Genomic DNA, 15361 nt, shown 5'->3' on the forward strand with positions numbered 1-15361 from the left:
AAAACGGTGCCGCATCAATCACCGACCGCCCGCGATCCGCAAGCCCCGGTCCGTTACATTTGCGTCAGATGGGCGCACTGACCCCGGCAAGCGGGATTCTGCGTGCAATCTGCCGGTTCAGTCCGGGCGCAGTTCCTGCTTCACACGCTCGGCAAGCGTCTTGATGTCCAGCGGCTTGGGCAGGAAGGAGACGCCCGACTCGTCCTGCAGCAGGTCCGAGAAGTCGCTTTCGGCATAGCCGGAAATGAACATCACCGGCGCGTCGCCCAGGAACGGCCGTGCCTTCTTCAACAGGCTCGGTCCGTCCAGCCCCGGCATGATGACGTCGCTGATCAGCATGTCGATCTGGCCCGCCCATTCCTCGGCCAGCGCCAGGGCCTCCTCGCCATCGGCCGCCTCGATGACCTCATAGCCGCGCTGGCGCAGCAGTTTGGCGGCGATGATCCGCACAGCGGACTCGTCCTCGACGAACAGGATGCGACCGGCCCCCGACAGGTCGCGCGGAACGGCCTTGGCCTTGACCTCGGCCGGAGCCACCTCGACCAGTTCGGCTTCCGTTGCAGCGGGCAGGAAGATGCGGAAAGCTGCGCCGGCACCCTCGAGGTTCGTGACACCGATATGGCCGCCCGCCTGCTGGACGATGCCATAGACGGTGGCCAGGCCCATGCCCGTGCCCTCGTTGACGGCCTTGGTGGTGAAGAAGGGCTCGAAGATCTTGTCCAGCAGTTCGGGCGGGACGCCGGGGCCGGTGTCGGACACCTCGATCAGGGCGATGTCCTTGGAAGGCGCATCCCGCCAGCCCATCCCGCGCGCCTCGTCGGCCGTCAGCCTTCGTGTGCGGATCGTGACCACGGCCGCGCCCGGCTCGACCACGCCCCGCATGGCATCGCGGGCGTTGACGGCCAGGTTCATGACGGCCGTTTCGAGCTGGCTCTTGTCGGCCAGCACGACCGGCATGTCGCGTCCGTACACGGTCTCCAGGCGCACATCCTCGCGCAGCAAGCGGCCAAGAAGGACGACGAACTCTCCGATCAGCTCGCCCATGTCCAGCCGCTCGCGCCGGACGGTCGACTTGCGCGAGAAGGCCAGCAGCTTGCGCACAAGATCGGCGGCGCGGATGCCGGTCTGGCGGATCTGGTTCAGACCTTCGTAGGACGGGTCCCCGACCGGATGCCGTTCCAGCAGTTCGGACAGCTGCAACTGGATCGCGGTCAGCAGATTGTTGAAGTCGTGGGCAACGCCGCCGGCCAGCTGGCCCACGGCCTGCATCTTCTGGGCCTGGGAAAGCTGGAGCTCCATCGACTTCTGGATCGAGACATCGAACAGCCAGACCCTGCGCTTGTCGCCCTCGGGGGCCACATAGAGGTGCAGGCTGCGATCGGGATGCGCGCGGGCCACCAGCTCGATCGGTCCGGTCGATCCGGCTTCCATTCGGGCGCGGGCCTCGATGACTCCGTTCGGCTCGAACAGATGGCCAAAGTCCGCATCCCGGGCAGCAGCCGGGCCCGTCAGGACCGCAAGCGCCGGATTGGCCTCCTCGACCATGCCCTCGAAGATATCGTCTCCTGCGATCACCGCTGAACCGAACGGCGCGCCTGCGGCCATGGCCCGGCCCTCACCGGACGCCGCGACGTAGGTGCGTGTGACAACGGGTGTCGGCACGATGACCTCGGGGGCTTCCCGGACCAGAAACCGTCCCTTGCCGGCCAGGCCGATCAGCATCTCGGTCTCGCGTTCGCCGACGACGATGATGGCGCGTCCCTGATAGCCCCGCCGGGCCTGGGCAAAGGCCATGTAAAGCGCCTGGGCCGAACGCCCCTTGGGCAGGGCGACCGTGGCCCCGTTCTGCTCGGACCATGCGCCGTTGTAGGCCAGGACCTGCCCCGACGCCCAGACAAGGGCGGCAGGCTCTGCCATGGCATCCAGCATCTCGACCGCCACATCGCCCGCCGGCTGACGGGCATCCGCCCGCCCGAAGGCGAACAGGCCGACCAGGGCCACGATGGCGACGGTGACCAGCAGGATCATGCCCGGGGCCGACACCGGGCTGGCCCGGAACGCCGGCCAGGCCAGGGCGGCGACGGCCACGGCGAAGCCCAGGGTCATGGTGACCATCAGCGGATCGAGCGGAAGACGCCGGGCGGTGTCGCTCATGAACCCTCGCGAATCGGTTCGCTCAGCATACGCCATTTTCCCTTGCAGCGTCGGTCACCGGCGTTTCCGCTTCTGCATCACGAAGCCGATCACCTTGGCGGCGGCGTCGAAATGCTCGCGCGGGATCGTCTCGTCGATGTCCACGGCCGCATAGAGGGCGCGGGCCAGCGGCACATTCTCGACGATCGGCACCTTGGCATCCCGGGCCACCTCGCGGATGCGCAGGGCGAGGGCATCGACGCCCTTGGCCACGCAGACGGGGGCCGCGTCGCCCTGGTCCGGCTCGTAGCGCAGGGCAACCGAGTAGTGGGTCGGGTTGGTGACGATGACGGTGGCCTTGGGGACATTCTGCATCATCCGCTGGCGTGACCGCTGCATGCGGATCTGTCTCAGCTTGGCCTTGATGTGCGGGTCGCCCTCGGTCTGCTTGTAGTCTTCCTTGACCTCTTCCTTGGTCATGCGCTGCCGTTTGGCGAACCGGATCCTTTGCCAGAGGTAATCGCCGCCCGCCGTCAGCCCCAGGAACACCAGGGTCGCGGACATCAGGGCGATCATCATGTCGCGGGCCAGCGGCAGGATCGTCGCCGGGCTCATCGCGGCCATGTTCTCGAACTCGCGCAGGTGCGGCTTCAGGACCATCCAGCAGATCACGCCGACCGCGATCAGCTTGGCCAGGGTCTGGCCGAACTGCATCAGGCCATCGGGGCCGAAGATGCGCTTGAAGCCGGCGATCGGATTGACCTTGCTCCATTTGGGCTTGAGGTTTTCGGCGCTGAAGATGAGGCCGCTCTGGCCGACATTGCCTGAGACGCCGCCGATGATGGTGGCCAGCATGACCGCCCCGAGGCAGGGGGCCATCGCCCACAGCGCAATACCGGCCAGCTCGACCCCGGCCCCGGCCTCCAGCCCGCCGATCATGGCGTGGGGGGAGGCGATGAAGGGCAACAGGTCCTTGGCCATCTGGTTGGCGAAATAGCTGCCTCCGAAGACGATCACGGCCGTGGCCCCCATCAGCGACAGGGCCTGGGCGACGTCCGGTGACTTGGCGACATCGCCCTTCTTGCGGGCCTCGTCGAGTTTCCTCTGGGAGGCCTCTTCTGTTTGGGACTCGGGATCGGGTTTTTCAGCCAAGGCTGCCCCTGCCGCAAACACCCGGGCCATGGCCCGGTAGCGGTCGATGAAAACGGTGCCCAGAACGCCCAGCGACAGGGCGAAGACCGACAGGCCGAGGATGACGCTCAGCGGTGCAGCAGCAAAGAAGATCTGGAACTGCGGCATGACCCGCCCCACCAGGCCCGAGGCCAGGTTGAAGATCAGGGCAAAGACGATCACCGGGGCCGACAGCTGGACCCCCAGCATGAAGGCGTCACCGACGGTGCGGATGGCCATCTCGGTGAAGTCCGCTGCGATCAGCGGCTGAGCCGGCGACACCAGCGTGTAGGACCCGACCAGACCGGCGATGAACAGGTGATGGGTGTTGGTCGCAAAGATCAGCACCGTCCCCAGCAGCATCAGGAAGGCGGCGATGGTCGTGCCCGGTGCCGCCTGCAGCGGATTGGTGGTCTGGGCAAAGCTGAGCGTTGTCTGCAGCGACACGATCTCGCCCGCCACGGCAAGGGCCGAGGTGAACATCCGAAGCAGGGCCCCGATCGCCAGTCCGGTGATCACCTCGCGCAGGATCCAGCCGACCATGGAGCCGACCGTCTCGGGCAGGGCGGGCAGGGCCGCGCCGATCACCGGCCACAGGGCCAGCGACACCACCAGGGCCAGCGCCAGCCGGATGCGCGCGGGCACATAGCTCTCGCCGATCCCCGGAAGGCTCAGCAGGATCGCGCCAATCCGCGCAAAGATCAGCCCGCCGGCCCAGACCTGATCGGCGGTGGCATAGGGCTCCACGGCGGCCCTACATGCCTGCGATGCGGGCGGCGATCGATGTCATGAAGCTGCCCAGCAGGGCCCCCATCAGAGGCAGGAAGAGCAGCAGGGAGATGAAGATGGCGATGATCTTGGGCGCATAGATCAGGGTCTGTTCCTGGATCTGGGTCAGGGCCTGGAACAGGCCGATGCCCACACCGACCACGACCCCCACCAGCAGCACCGGCGCGCACAGCTGGATCGTCAGCCAGAGGGCATCACGACCCACATCCAGAACTTCGGCACCGTTCATCGCACACTCCCGCTCCGGCCAACCCTGGCCGGGAAACCAGGCAGAAAATGCCGGGAGCGTGGTTAATGCGAGGTTAGGGAAACGCCATCTCCCACTGGATGTTTTCGCGGGCTAGACAGGCCGGATGAATGCCATGGATATCGACCCGACCGATATCGCCGGCCTGAGCCGCGCGGCCGATGCCGGCGACGGGGCCGCGGCCCTGCGGCTGGCCGTCCTGTGCGGCCTGGGGCTCGGCCGACCGCAGGACTGGTCCGAGGCATTGAGCCGCCTGGATCAGGCCGCCGCCACGGGTGATCGCGATGCCGTGTTCCAGAAGACCCTGCTCGCGCCTGCAGGCGGGGCCGTCGACCTGACCGCCTGGCTCACGCCACCGCCCTGGACTGTGGTGTCGGAGCGACCCCATGTCCTGAGCCTCTCCGGTTTCGTCTCACCGGCCCTATGCGATCACCTGATCGATCTTGCTCGGCCGCGCCTGGCACGGGCCCAGGTCTATGACCCGACGACCGGGCGGGGTCGGGTGGCAAGCCATCGCAGCAACAGCGCCTTTGCCTTCAACCTCGAGACCACTGACCTGGTGCTGGTCCTGCTGCGCGAGCGGATCGCCCGCACCGCCGGGCTGCCGGTGACCGGCCTCGAGCCCAGTCAGGTGCTGCGCTATGGCGTCGGCGAGACCTTCGACTGGCACGTCGACTGGCTGGATCCCGCCATCCCGGGCCAGGCCAGCGACCTGGCGGCGCGCGGCCAGCGGATCGCCACCCTGCTGCTGTATCTGAACGACGATTTCGAGGGTGGAGAAACAGCCTTCGAGAGCGGAGGCCTCCGCCATCGCGCGCGCCGCGGCGACGCCCTGATGTGGGCCAATACGCTGCCGCAGGGCGGGGTCGACCGGTCCACCCGCCATGCCGGCCTGCCGCCGACCCGCGGCGAGAAATGGGTACTGTCCCAATGGATGCGCCCCGCCCCGCCCCGCGCGACTGAGGGCTCTGGCGCGGTCCTTGCGAAATCCGGGCTGAAACGGGCCTGGGAGGGCTTGAGCCATGGCCTGGACAGCAATTTCGACCCGAAACGAGACACCGCCCATCGCGCGCGGGGGCTGGCTGGATGCCCTGCGGTTCATCGTGGCGTCGCTGATCATCCTGCACCATTTCCAGGCGGCAGGCCCCCATCCGCTGGCTGAACTGGTCCATCCGGTGTTCGAGCGGGGCGGGTTCCTGCTGACCAATTTCTTCCTGATCGATTCCGGCTATGTGCTGATGCGGGTCTATGGCTCGGCCATCGGATCCGGGCGGATGGGGGCCGGAGACTTCTTCGCCAAGCGTGTCCTGAGGGTCTATCCGGCCCATCTGATCATGGGCCTGGGCCTCGTGGCTCTTGTGGTCGTCAGCGGAGCCTTCGGGCTCGCGCCCCGCAATCCAGAATGGTTCCGCTGGGACCAGCTGCCGGCCCAGCTGCTGCTGGTCCAGTCGTTCGGCATCCCCGGCGGTCTGGGCTGGAACGCGCCCAGCTGGTCGGTCTCGGCGCTGATCGGCTGTTACCTGGCCTTCCCCTGGATCCTGCGCGGCCTGCTGCGGCTGGGGCCGTGGCATGCGCTGGCCATCGTCGTCGGCGTCTATCTTCTGGCCAACGCCCTGACCTGGCTGCTTCTGGACTATCCGGTCTACCAGATGCCCCTGACGTACGGCTTCTTGCGCGCCCTCCCGCTGTTCGTGCTGGGCATGGGGCTGGCCGTGTTTTCGGAACGGGTCTTCGTGGCTCCGAAGCTGGCCGCATGGATCGGGATCGGCGCAGCCGTCGCCCTGGCCATCGTGCAGGCCTTCGACAAGCACGCCCTGATCTCCCTGACCCTGATCTCCCTGATCATCCTGGCCGCCGGGGCCGTGCCGGTGACCCGGCCGTCGAAATGGGTCGAGAAGGCTGCCGTCGTGTCCTTCGCCATGTTCATCACCAATGAGGTGGTCCGCATCGCGTGGTTCGGCGTTGCCAATGTCGCCATTGCCCGGCTCGGTCTGTCCGAGCCGGTTCAGTGGGTGATCTGGGGTCTGGGCGTGGCGGCAGCGTTCATCTTCGCCTGGGTGTTCCACGTCCTGATCGACGACCCGCTGCAGACCCGGATCAAGGCCTGGCTGAACCGGCGTCGGTCACGCCCGGCGGTCGGAGTCGGGCCTGTCGTCTCGCTCGAAGGCTGAACAGACGTCCAAAGGCGTCAGATCGGCATCCGCATGATCTCCTGGTAGGCGGAGATCACCTGGTCGCGCACGGCCACCACCGTCTGCAGGGACGCCTCGGCACTGGAGACCGCAGTGACCACGTCGATCATGGACCCCTGCCCCTGGATCGCCATTCCCATCTGGGTCTCGGCGGCGCGCGAGGACTGGACCGTGTCGGCCATCACATTCTGCAGCAGTTCGCCAAAACCGGGCTGGGCCACGGGTGCGCCCGCGCCGGTGGCCATGCCGCCCCCCTGGACCGCCGCATAGGCCTTGGCCGCCATGATCGGGTTCATGCGCCGGACTCCTAGCGTTTCAGGATGTCGAGGGTGCGGCTGGCCATCGTCCGCGCCGTCTCGATCACGTTCAGATTGGCCTCATAGGCCCGCTGCGCCTCGCGCATGTCCATGGCCTCGATCAGGGTGTCGACATTGGGCCGCAGCACATAGCCCTCGGCATTGGCGGCCGGGTGGGACGGGTCGTAGTCCTGACGGAAGTCGCCCTGGTCAGGCCGGACCTCGGCCATGGCGACACCGGTTGCGCCGTTGACGTTGCGGGCCTCGAACACCGGGATCTGGCGGCGATAGGGCGTACCCCCCGCCGTGCGTGCCGTGGATTCGGCGTTGGCGATGTTCTCGGCGATGATCCGCATCCGGCTCTGCTGCGCCTTGAGGGCACTGGCGGCGACAGCCATGGCGTCGTTTCTGGGCGGTATCGACTGGGGCATCGGTCAGGCCTCCCTCAGCCTGCGCTCGGCTTGCGCGTCGCGAGGCGGATCATGTCCATCGACTTGGTGTACATGCTGATGGCCGCGTCATAGGCCATGCGGCTCTCGGCCATCTTGAGCATCTGTTCCTCGACCACGACCGAGTTGCCATCGAGCGTGGTTTCCGAATCAGGCGTCTTGTCCGACTTGAACCGGGCCACGGGTCCATTGGCGGACGGCAGGTGGGCGGCGCTGGTTCGGACCATGGTCAGGCCGCCGCCTTCGCGCAGGGCTCTGGCAAAGTCCGTCGGGGCCTTGATATCGCGGGCCACATAGCCGGGCGTATCGGCATTGGCGACGTTCTGGGCGACCACCTGCTGACGCGCGTCCAGCCAGGTCATGCGACCCTTGATCTGGTTCAGCAGCGGGATATCGGCAAAGCCCATAGGCAGAAAATGCCGCCTGCATGGTTAATGAAGCCTTATCTCAACGCGACGTTAACCACGATCGTTGATGTCTGTGCCTGACCGACCGCCCTGTCCGCGGTCCTTCGGGACGTCCCAGCACCATGAACCTGATCGATCTCGCCCGCGCGATCTTCGGCCTGGCCTTCGTTCTGGGCCTGATCGGCCTGTGTGCATGGGCGGCCCGCCGCTATGCGCCGCAGCTCATGGCCAAACTGTCTGCCGAGCGCGGCGAGCGCCGGATGCAGGTCGTCGAGACCCTCGTGCTGGACCCGGCGCGCCGACTGGTCCTCGTGCGGGTCGATTCGGAGGAGCGCCTGATCCTGCTGGGCGAGGGCAAGGAACTGATCGAGCCGCGCGGGCCGGGAACAGCCGCATGAAACCCCGCCAAACGGCCCGACGCGCGATCCTCGGCTGGCCCACACGCGACGAACTGAAACGGGCTTTCCGGCTGTCCATACTGGCCACCCTGGCCTGCTGGATGTGGCCCCTCGCCGCCTTTGCCCAGGACGTCGCCACGACCGGCTCCGCCATCAACGTTGACCTCGGCACGGGTGCCGGCCTGACCGAGCGTGTTGTTCAGCTGGTCGGGCTGATGACCGTCCTGTCGCTGGCCCCCTCGATCGTCATCATGACGACCAGTTTCGTGCGAATCATCGTCGTGCTGTCGCTGCTGCGGACGGCGCTGGGCATGCAGCAGTCGCCGCCCAATGCGGTCCTCGTGTCACTCGCGCTGTTCCTCAGCGCCATCGTCATGGCCCCCACCTGGCAGGACGCCTATGATTCGGGCATCCGTCCGCTGATGGATCAGCAGATGGAATTGCCGCAGGCGTTCGATCTGGCCTCCGAACCGGTCAAGACCTTCATGCTGGCGCAGGTCGACCAGGACGACCTCGCCCTGTTCACGCGGCTGAGCCAGATCCCGGCCCCGGCCGAGATCACCGAACTGCCCCTGCGGGTGGTCATTCCGGCCTTCATGATCAGCGAGCTGAAGACGGCCTTCGAAATCGGATTTCTTCTTTTCGTTCCGTTTCTTGTCATCGATCTGGTGGTCGCCAGCGTGCTCATGTCCATGGGTATGATGATGCTGCCGCCAGTGGTGATCTCGCTGCCCTTCAAGCTGATCTTTTTCGTGCTGGTCGATGGCTGGCGGCTGGTCGCCGGCAGCCTCGTCGAGAGCTTCCAGCGAGCGTCCGGAACCGGATAGTTCCCGCCCTCACTGACATTTAGCAGTCTGGCGACTTGCCAAGACCCTGCAAACGCGTGTTGATCCGTCCGTCTTCGCTCTGTATCGGGCGACATTTTTGGAAACGACCATGACCACGCAAGCTGAACTCATTGCCGCCGTCGCCAAGGACGCCGGTGTTTCGCAGGCCGACGCCGGCAAGGTGCTGACCGCGATCGTCGAGAATATCCACGCCAGCCTCAAGTCGGGCGGCGACGTCCGCATCTCGAACCTGGGCGTGTTCGACACCGCCGACCGCGCCGAGCGCGAAGGCCGCAACCCCGCCACGGGTGCGACCATCAAGATCGCCGCCTCCAAGGCTGTGCGCTTCCGCGTTTCGAAGCCGCTGAAGGACGCCGTGAACGGCTAGAGCCTGTTTCAGGCCGCTGCGGCGGCCGCAGGTTGAGGACGGGCGGGTGCCGGCGCGGCTGCGTTGGCCCCGCCCGTTTTTGCTTTCGCGGTCTTTTCGCGCAGAGACGTCTTCATCGCATTGACCCAGCCGGTGAAGGTATCGGCATTGGCGGTCAGGCCGGCGAAATCGCCCGCCGCCGCCGGGCCCTCCATTCCATCCAGACCGTCCAGCGCGATCCGGACCGAGGCCGGCGACCGGGCCCGCTCGACAAACGGCATGTAGTTCCGCGACAGCCGGCTCAGGGCAGCGCTGTCGCGCGCCAGCGAATAGCCCACGCCCGCGCGGATCAGCCGGCTCTCCTCATCGGCCGTCAGGGGACTTGCCGTGTCCCGGAACCGCTCGCCGAGCCGCGATTCATACAGGGCTGCCGCTGCAGTCCAGTCCGACTTCTTCCAGAGAATCTCAGCGCGGACATCGCGGGCGGCCGGGCTCTGGTCGTTGCCCAGCACTTCCAGCGCATGGTCCGTACGACCCAGCTCCATCAGGGCACGCGCTTCCAGCCCGCGCCGCTCGGCCGTCAGGGCGCTGGGCAGCAGGGTGGACCGGGACGACCACAGGGCCTGCAGGGCCGGTTCCGGCTGGCGGTCCATCAGATAGACCGTCGCAAGGTCGGTCGCGACCTGGGCCTTGGCCACGCCCTCGAGCCGGTTCTCGACCTGATGCTTGAGCAGCTCCGCAGCCTGGTCCAGCAGGTCCACATCGATCAGCCGCCGTGCAAGCCGCCGCACCATCTCGTCGCCGTCGGCACCGACGGGTGTCAGTTCCCGGAAGTCGTAGAACAGCCCCAGGGCCTGGATCGGCTGCAGTCCGTCCGCTGCGCCGTCGAGGAACATGGCGCGGAAGGCATTGGCCAGATCTGCCTGAAGCTCGGCTCCGCCCGGCATGGTGGACAGTCGGCCGCCCGCTCCGCGCAGGGCCTCGAGCGCCTCGCGATAGCGCCCCTGGGACAGGTAGAGCCCGCCGAGGGTTCGGATCACGGCCAGTTCGGTCGCATCGCCACGCCAGCGCCATTTCAGCGATTCCAGCTCCGCAGCCGCCGCGTCCGGCTTCATCGTGCCCTTGGCCAGTTCCAGCTTCACCACACCCAGTTTGGCCGGTGTTGCGATCCCGTCCATCGGCGTGCGGGCCACGGCCTTGTAGATGGCCAGGGCGGTGTCGCTGCGACCGTCCTTTTCGAACAGCTGGGCCTGGACCAGGCGCGCCGCCAGTTGGTCCACAGCCGGGGCGTTTTGGGCAAAGACATAATCGAGCAGCTCGCGCGCGCCGACCAGGTCGCCGGTCTCGAGCGCAGCCATGGCATGGGCGGTCCCGAACCGCGCCCGCCACTCCGGCGGAAACTGGTCGATGACGGCGGCACCGGCGGAAAAGGCCTGCCGGGCCTCGGCCCACTCGCCCTGGTTCGCCGCCAGATAGCCCTGCCAGACCCGGGTCGAAGGATCACCTGCCAGCGAGCCGGCGGAGAAGTCGGCCGCAGCTTCTTCCAGACGCCCGATCGAGGCCCGCGCCGCGCCGCGCAGACCCCGAAGCTCGGGCTCGCCCTGAAGTCCGGGGGACTTGTTGACCAGGGCCGTGACGACGCCGATCGCCTCGTATCCCAGACCCGAACCGACAAGGAACCGGGTCAGGGCCAGGCGGGCCTCGATCGGCTGGCGTGGATCATCACTGGCGGCGATGGCTTCATTGGAAGCCGCATCCGACAGTTCGCGATAGCGGGCCTGAAAGGTCCCCTGTCCGGTCGAGGCCCAGTCGCTGAGGATCAGGGCCGGATAGCGCGCCTTGACCGGGGCCCCATCGGGGCTTTCGGCCTCGGCCAGCTCGACAGACGGTGCCGACAAGGTCAGGCCGCCGGGACGGCTCAGCGTCACCAGATCGCCTTCGGGCACGATCGTCAGGTCATCGGTCGCGGTCTCGACCGCCAGGCCCTGGGCCGTGGGCAGCAGCGTCGCATCGACAGTCCGCTTGCGGGCGCCAAAGCCCTTGCCGGGCGCCAGGGCCGTGACGGCCGCGAACCGGTCGCCGACCATCGGATCGGTCAGCCAGATGGCCTTGGTCGCGCCGGCCATCTGGGCCACGAGCGACGCCTCACCCGTGTCGTCGCGGCTCAGGGCGACGCCGGTGGAGGCCATCGGTGGCCCGCCAATGGTCACGGTCCAGCCACTGCCATCGCCCTGCGCTGACACGGACAGCGACCCAGCCGCCGGAATTCGAACCACGGTGTAATCCGGCCCGACCGCCCAGCGCGGCGCACCTGCCGGTCCGGTATCCTCGGCCCCCGCCATGTCCAGCCGGGCAGCGGCGTCGAACACGACCCAGACGGCCTCGCCGCGCCGGAAGACAGCAGCGCCGACCGGGCTCGGCCACTGGAACTGCAGGACAGTCTTGTCTGCGGTCGACTCGGTCGACACGGGGACGACCGTGCCCGGCGCGATCGTCGCAGCCGTCTCGGAGGGCGCCGGAGCCTTGCCCGGGGCATAAAGGTTCAGCCAGACCGCGCCATCGTCGATGCCGGTGCGGAAATCACTGCCCTCGGCGAGGGTCATGACGATTTCGGTGGCGTTCCTAGCGGCCCGCGTCTCGACCTTCTCGACACCGGCCGGGGGATTGACCCGCAGGCGGCTGACGTCGGGCGCGGCCGTGGAGCCGATCCGCACGATGACCTGCTGGCCCTCGCGCCGGACCCGTGACCGGGACCCCACGACGCCCGCAAACTCGACACGGGTGAAGCCGTCATTGACCCCGGTCCGGATGGTGACCGGGTCCAGCGCGACGGCAGCCGCTTCCTGGGCAAAGGCCGGGACCGCGGCCGGTCCGATCGGGGCAAGCGCCATCGTCCCCGCAGCGCCCAGCGCTACGGTGGTCCTGGCAATGCGTGAGCGGCGGCGCGCGGCGGACATCGCGTGCATCTTTGCGTGCCGGGCCTTTCGGCGCGGTTAATGAGGCATGACCTCGGGGCTTGCCTGCTTGCGCCGGGGGCGGTCGCGCACGACATGAAGGGTCTGGAGCCCAAACCATGTCAGACCCCTCGGTCGATCCCGCCTATCCGCCGCTCAGTACCCTGTCGACCGGGCTGCGCTGCCGCTGCCCGCGCTGCGGCAAGGGGCCCTTGCTGAAGGGCTATCTGACGATCCGGGACCGCTGTCCCGCGTGCGGACTGGACTACAGCTTTGCCGACCCGGCGGACGGTCCTGCTTTCTTCGTAGCGTCGGGCGTCGGGCTGATCGGAATGATGGCCTTCATGGCCTTCGAGTTCACCGTCCATCCGCCGATCTGGGTGCATATGGCCGTGACCCTGCCCCTGCTGGCCATCGCCTGCATGGCATCGCTTCGACCGTTCAAGGGCTGGCTGGTCTCGGAACAATATGTCCACAAGGCCGCGCCCCCCGAGTTCGAAAGTGTCGGCAAGCACGGCGAGGGCACGGCCTGGCGCGGTCAGGACGAGCGCGCCGCCCGCCGTGCCGCCAGAACGCCGGATTAGGCAGCTGCCGCGGATCGGCCCGGAAGCGGCCTTGAAATTCTGTAGCAGAGGCCATTACAGATTCAGTCTTCATTGATGAGCTGATCATGTCCGACCCGGCGCCACCTCCACACGCCTCATCCCGCTACAGCCGGGGGGCGATGGCGCTGCACTGGGCGATCGCCCTGCTGATCATGCTCGAGATCGGGCTTGGCCTGCGCATGGAGGGGCCACCCGGGGCCATCACCTTTGCGGTCTACCAGCTCCACAAGTCGATCGGCATCACCATCCTGGCCCTCACGCTCGTGCGGATCGGTTGGCGATGGACACACCGGCCGCCTCCGCCCGGTGACGGGCCGATGTGGGAAAAGCGCCTGGCCCACGGCGTTCATCTCGGATTCTATGCCGTCCTGCTGGCCATCCCGCTGTCAGGCTGGCTGATTGTTTCGGCATCGCGCACCGGGATCGATACGGTCCTGTTCGGGCTGATCCCCTTCCCGCACATACCCGGCATCCCCGGCCTTGAGCCTGCGTCGAAGGCCTCCGTCGAGGAGGCCGCCGAGACGGCGCACCGACTGCTGGGCTATGCGCTTTACGCCCTGCTGGCGCTGCATGTGCTGGGTGCCCTGAAACACCATCTTGTGGATCGGGACCACGGACTGGCCCGCATCCTGCCAGGCCCGGCGCGGGTCGCGCGTCTGGATCTGCGTCTGGTCGCCGTTGTCGGCACCCTCGCGATCATGGCTGCCGTGGCCGCGACATGGCCCTGGGCCTCGCAGACCCGCAGCCCTCCTGAACCCGTCGCCCCGTCCGGCGAACGGATCATGACGCCGGCCGAGACCCCGGCCCGGCAACCGGGCAGCGAGGCCGCGCCGCCCGGGCTCGCGCCCGCTCCAGCGGAAACAGAGATGGCGCTGGCGTCGCCGGGTGAACCGTCCGGGCCGGTGCCAGCCTCTCGCTGGCGCGTCCAGAACGCCGGTTCGCGGCTCGCCTTCTCGACGACCCAGTCCGGCGCCCCGATCCGCGGCCAGTTCCGGAGCTGGACGGCCGACATCGTCTTTTCGCCCGAGGCGCTGGACCAGTCCCGCGTCCGCGTGGTGGTCGACATGGGATCGTTTGCGACCGACGATTCCGACAGTCAGGGCGTGCTGGCAGGATCCGAATGGTTCGATGTGGCCAACCACGCGCAGGCGACCTTCTCGGCCACCCGGTTCCGCCGCCTCGGTCCCGACCGTTACGAGGCGCGGGGCAGCCTGAGGATCAAGGGCGTGTCCCGCCCTGCCACCCTGCAGTTCACCCTGACGATCGAGGGCGACACGGCGCGGATGGCGGGTACGACCCGCCTCGATCGCACGGACTTTGGTGTCGGTACGGGAGAATGGGCCGGAACGGATGACATTCCCGGTGCCGTGCAGGTCGAGACCACGGTCGTCGCCGTGCGAGACACGCCCTGACGCCAGGGGCTTTTCTGAATCGCAACCCTGCCCGTTGGCCGCATGGGTGGCGAATGATGACGAGGCGACCCATGTCCCGTCGATGGCATTTCGAACAGGGGCAGGACAGGGGCCGGGCCTATGAGTGATCTCGGCCTGATGGCCACCTCTGCCAGTTGCCGGGTGGATGTCTGGCTCTGGCGCGCGCGTTTCGTGAAGACGCGTTCCCTCGCCGCCGCCCTCGTCGAACGCGGGGCTGTCCGGCTGACGCATCAGGGCCGTCAGGTGCGGCTGGACAAGCCCAGTCGCTGCGTCCACCCGGGTGACTCCCTGGTGTTTTCGCTCAATGAACGCATCACGGCCGTCCGGATCGAGGCTCTGGGCGAGCGGCGCGGCCCCCCTTCGGAAGCCCGCGCCCTCTATTCACCGCTGGATGTCGTCGACCCCGGCTAGGTTTGCTGCCGGGGACTGACACCCTCTTTTTTCAGCCCTACTGCGCGACGAACTCGCCTTCGATGTGCAACTCGACCTCGTCGCCGATGGCGGGCAGGCCGTAGGTCATGCCGAAGTCGGACCGCTTGATCGTCGTCTCTCCGTCAAAGCCGACGACGTAGCGCCCACGCATTGTGCCCGCCTGGTTGAACTCGACGTCGAGGGTCACGGGCTTGGTCACATCCTTGATTGTCAGATTGCCCACAACGGCGGCTTCGGTCGGGTCTTCGGCATCAACCGTGACCGAGGTCGCCACAAAGGTGATGTTCGGGAACTGGGCCGCGTTGAAGAAGTCAGCCGAGGCGAGGTGGGTCTTCAGCCCTTCGGAGGTGTTGTCGTGACCCGACACCGGCACAGTGGCCGTCAGGGTGCTGGCCGAAGGGTTGGCCGGATCCAGCGTCAGGGTCGCCTCGACGTTGGCGAACTGGCCGATGTAGGTCGAGAAACCCAGGTGGTTGATCTTGTACGTGATCTTGCCGTGCGAAGAGTCGAGTTTGTAGGTGCCGGCGCGCACTTCCGACGGAACCTTGGTGAAGGCCGCCTGGGCGACGACGCCCCCGGCGATCAGGGTCAGGGCAGCGGAGGCGGCAAGAGCGGATTTCGTGATCAGGCGCATGACGGTTTCCTTGGTCGGGTGAAAGAGG

The 15361-nt window shown here is 67.5% G+C and carries 16 protein-coding genes and 1 pseudogene; 8 read left to right on the forward strand and 9 right to left on the reverse strand.

Features of this window, described 5'->3' with window-relative positions; translation table 11 throughout:
- Positions 1-117: 117 nt before the first annotated feature.
- The 4 genes and pseudogenes from cckA to fliQ all read right to left on the reverse strand — a co-directional run bounded on the left by cckA (position 118) and on the right by fliQ (position 4321).
- A complete protein-coding gene (gene cckA / locus GGR13_RS02770) occupies positions 118-2154 on the reverse strand; it encodes a cell cycle histidine kinase CckA (protein ID WP_183211921.1) in 2037 nt (678 codons plus the stop codon).
- A 54-nt stretch (positions 2155-2208) separates the two neighbouring features.
- On the reverse strand, positions 2209-3285 hold the full coding sequence (flhB, locus tag GGR13_RS02775) for a flagellar biosynthesis protein FlhB (RefSeq protein ID WP_183212278.1): 1077 nt from the start codon (positions 3283-3285) through the stop codon (positions 2209-2211).
- Positions 3286-3288: 3 nt separating this feature from the next.
- A pseudogene (gene fliR / locus GGR13_RS02780) lies at positions 3289-4050 on the reverse strand (flagellar biosynthetic protein FliR); the annotation flags it as partial.
- A gap of 7 nt (positions 4051-4057) precedes the next feature.
- Complete coding sequence (fliQ, locus tag GGR13_RS02785; protein WP_183211922.1) at positions 4058-4321, reverse strand: flagellar biosynthesis protein FliQ; 264 nt, start codon at positions 4319-4321, stop codon at positions 4058-4060.
- Positions 4322-4445: 124 nt separating this feature from the next.
- On the opposite strand from fliQ, the gene GGR13_RS16560 reads away from it, so the two are divergent.
- The gene (locus tag GGR13_RS16560) at positions 4446-5501 is read left to right on the forward strand and encodes a prolyl hydroxylase family protein (protein ID WP_246347641.1); all 1056 of its coding nucleotides are present in this window, start codon (positions 4446-4448) and stop codon (positions 5499-5501) included.
- Positions 5443-6510: an acyltransferase family protein gene (locus tag GGR13_RS02790; protein ID WP_343060295.1), complete on the forward strand. Its 1068-nt coding sequence runs from the start codon at positions 5443-5445 to the stop codon at positions 6508-6510. The genes GGR13_RS16560 and GGR13_RS02790 overlap by 59 nt, the downstream gene beginning before the upstream one ends.
- A 17-nt stretch (positions 6511-6527) precedes the next feature.
- Here the strand turns inward: GGR13_RS02790 and fliE are convergent, their stop codons facing one another.
- The 3 genes from fliE to flgB are packed head-to-tail and all read right to left on the reverse strand — an operon-like array spanning position 6528 to position 7683.
- The gene (gene fliE / locus GGR13_RS02795; protein WP_183211924.1) at positions 6528-6827 is read right to left on the reverse strand and encodes a flagellar hook-basal body complex protein FliE; all 300 of its coding nucleotides are present in this window, start codon (positions 6825-6827) and stop codon (positions 6528-6530) included.
- Between the two features lie 11 nt (positions 6828-6838).
- Entirely contained in the window at positions 6839-7225 is a 387-nt protein-coding gene (gene flgC / locus GGR13_RS02800) for a flagellar basal body rod protein FlgC (protein WP_183211925.1), read from the reverse strand.
- Between the two features lie 47 nt (positions 7226-7272).
- Positions 7273-7683, reverse strand: coding sequence for a flagellar basal body rod protein FlgB (gene flgB, locus GGR13_RS02805; RefSeq protein ID WP_183211926.1), 411 nt, complete (start codon positions 7681-7683; stop codon positions 7273-7275).
- Between the two features lie 122 nt (positions 7684-7805).
- Here flgB and GGR13_RS02810 point away from each other — a divergent pair, with 122 nt between their 5' ends.
- The 3 genes from GGR13_RS02810 to GGR13_RS02820 all read left to right on the forward strand — a co-directional run bounded on the left by GGR13_RS02810 (position 7806) and on the right by GGR13_RS02820 (position 9296).
- Positions 7806-8081, forward strand: coding sequence for a FliO/MopB family protein (locus GGR13_RS02810; RefSeq protein WP_183211927.1), 276 nt, complete (start codon positions 7806-7808; stop codon positions 8079-8081).
- On the forward strand, positions 8078-8908 hold the full coding sequence (fliP, locus tag GGR13_RS02815) for a flagellar type III secretion system pore protein FliP (protein ID WP_183211928.1): 831 nt from the start codon (positions 8078-8080) through the stop codon (positions 8906-8908). Before GGR13_RS02810 ends, fliP begins: the two co-directional genes overlap by 4 nt.
- A gap of 79 nt (positions 8909-8987) precedes the next feature.
- Positions 8988-9296 (forward strand): HU family DNA-binding protein, encoded by a 309-nt coding sequence (locus tag GGR13_RS02820; protein ID WP_281380543.1) that lies wholly within the window; start codon positions 8988-8990, stop codon positions 9294-9296.
- 8 nt (positions 9297-9304) lie between these two features.
- Here GGR13_RS02820 and GGR13_RS02825 read toward each other — a convergent pair whose 3' ends face one another.
- A complete protein-coding gene (locus GGR13_RS02825) occupies positions 9305-12241 on the reverse strand; it encodes a tetratricopeptide repeat protein (protein ID WP_246347642.1) in 2937 nt (978 codons plus the stop codon).
- Positions 12242-12348: 107 nt separating this feature from the next.
- On the opposite strand from GGR13_RS02825, the gene GGR13_RS02830 reads away from it, so the two are divergent.
- The 3 genes from GGR13_RS02830 (at position 12349) to GGR13_RS02840 (ending at position 14678) form a co-directional block, all read left to right on the forward strand.
- Entirely contained in the window at positions 12349-12813 is a 465-nt protein-coding gene (locus GGR13_RS02830) for a DUF983 domain-containing protein (protein WP_183211930.1), read from the forward strand.
- An 86-nt stretch (positions 12814-12899) separates the two neighbouring features.
- Positions 12900-14246, forward strand: coding sequence for a cytochrome b/b6 domain-containing protein (locus tag GGR13_RS02835; RefSeq protein WP_183211931.1), 1347 nt, complete (start codon positions 12900-12902; stop codon positions 14244-14246).
- Between the two features lie 120 nt (positions 14247-14366).
- Entirely contained in the window at positions 14367-14678 is a 312-nt protein-coding gene (locus GGR13_RS02840; protein ID WP_246347643.1) for an RNA-binding S4 domain-containing protein, read from the forward strand.
- 37 nt (positions 14679-14715) lie between these two features.
- Here GGR13_RS02840 and GGR13_RS02845 read toward each other — a convergent pair whose 3' ends face one another.
- On the reverse strand, positions 14716-15333 hold the full coding sequence (locus GGR13_RS02845; protein WP_183211932.1) for a YceI family protein: 618 nt from the start codon (positions 15331-15333) through the stop codon (positions 14716-14718).
- Positions 15334-15361 lie beyond the last annotated feature (28 nt).

It is taken from the genome of Brevundimonas variabilis (assembly GCF_014199945.1).
Taxonomy (GTDB): domain Bacteria; phylum Pseudomonadota; class Alphaproteobacteria; order Caulobacterales; family Caulobacteraceae; genus Brevundimonas; species Brevundimonas variabilis.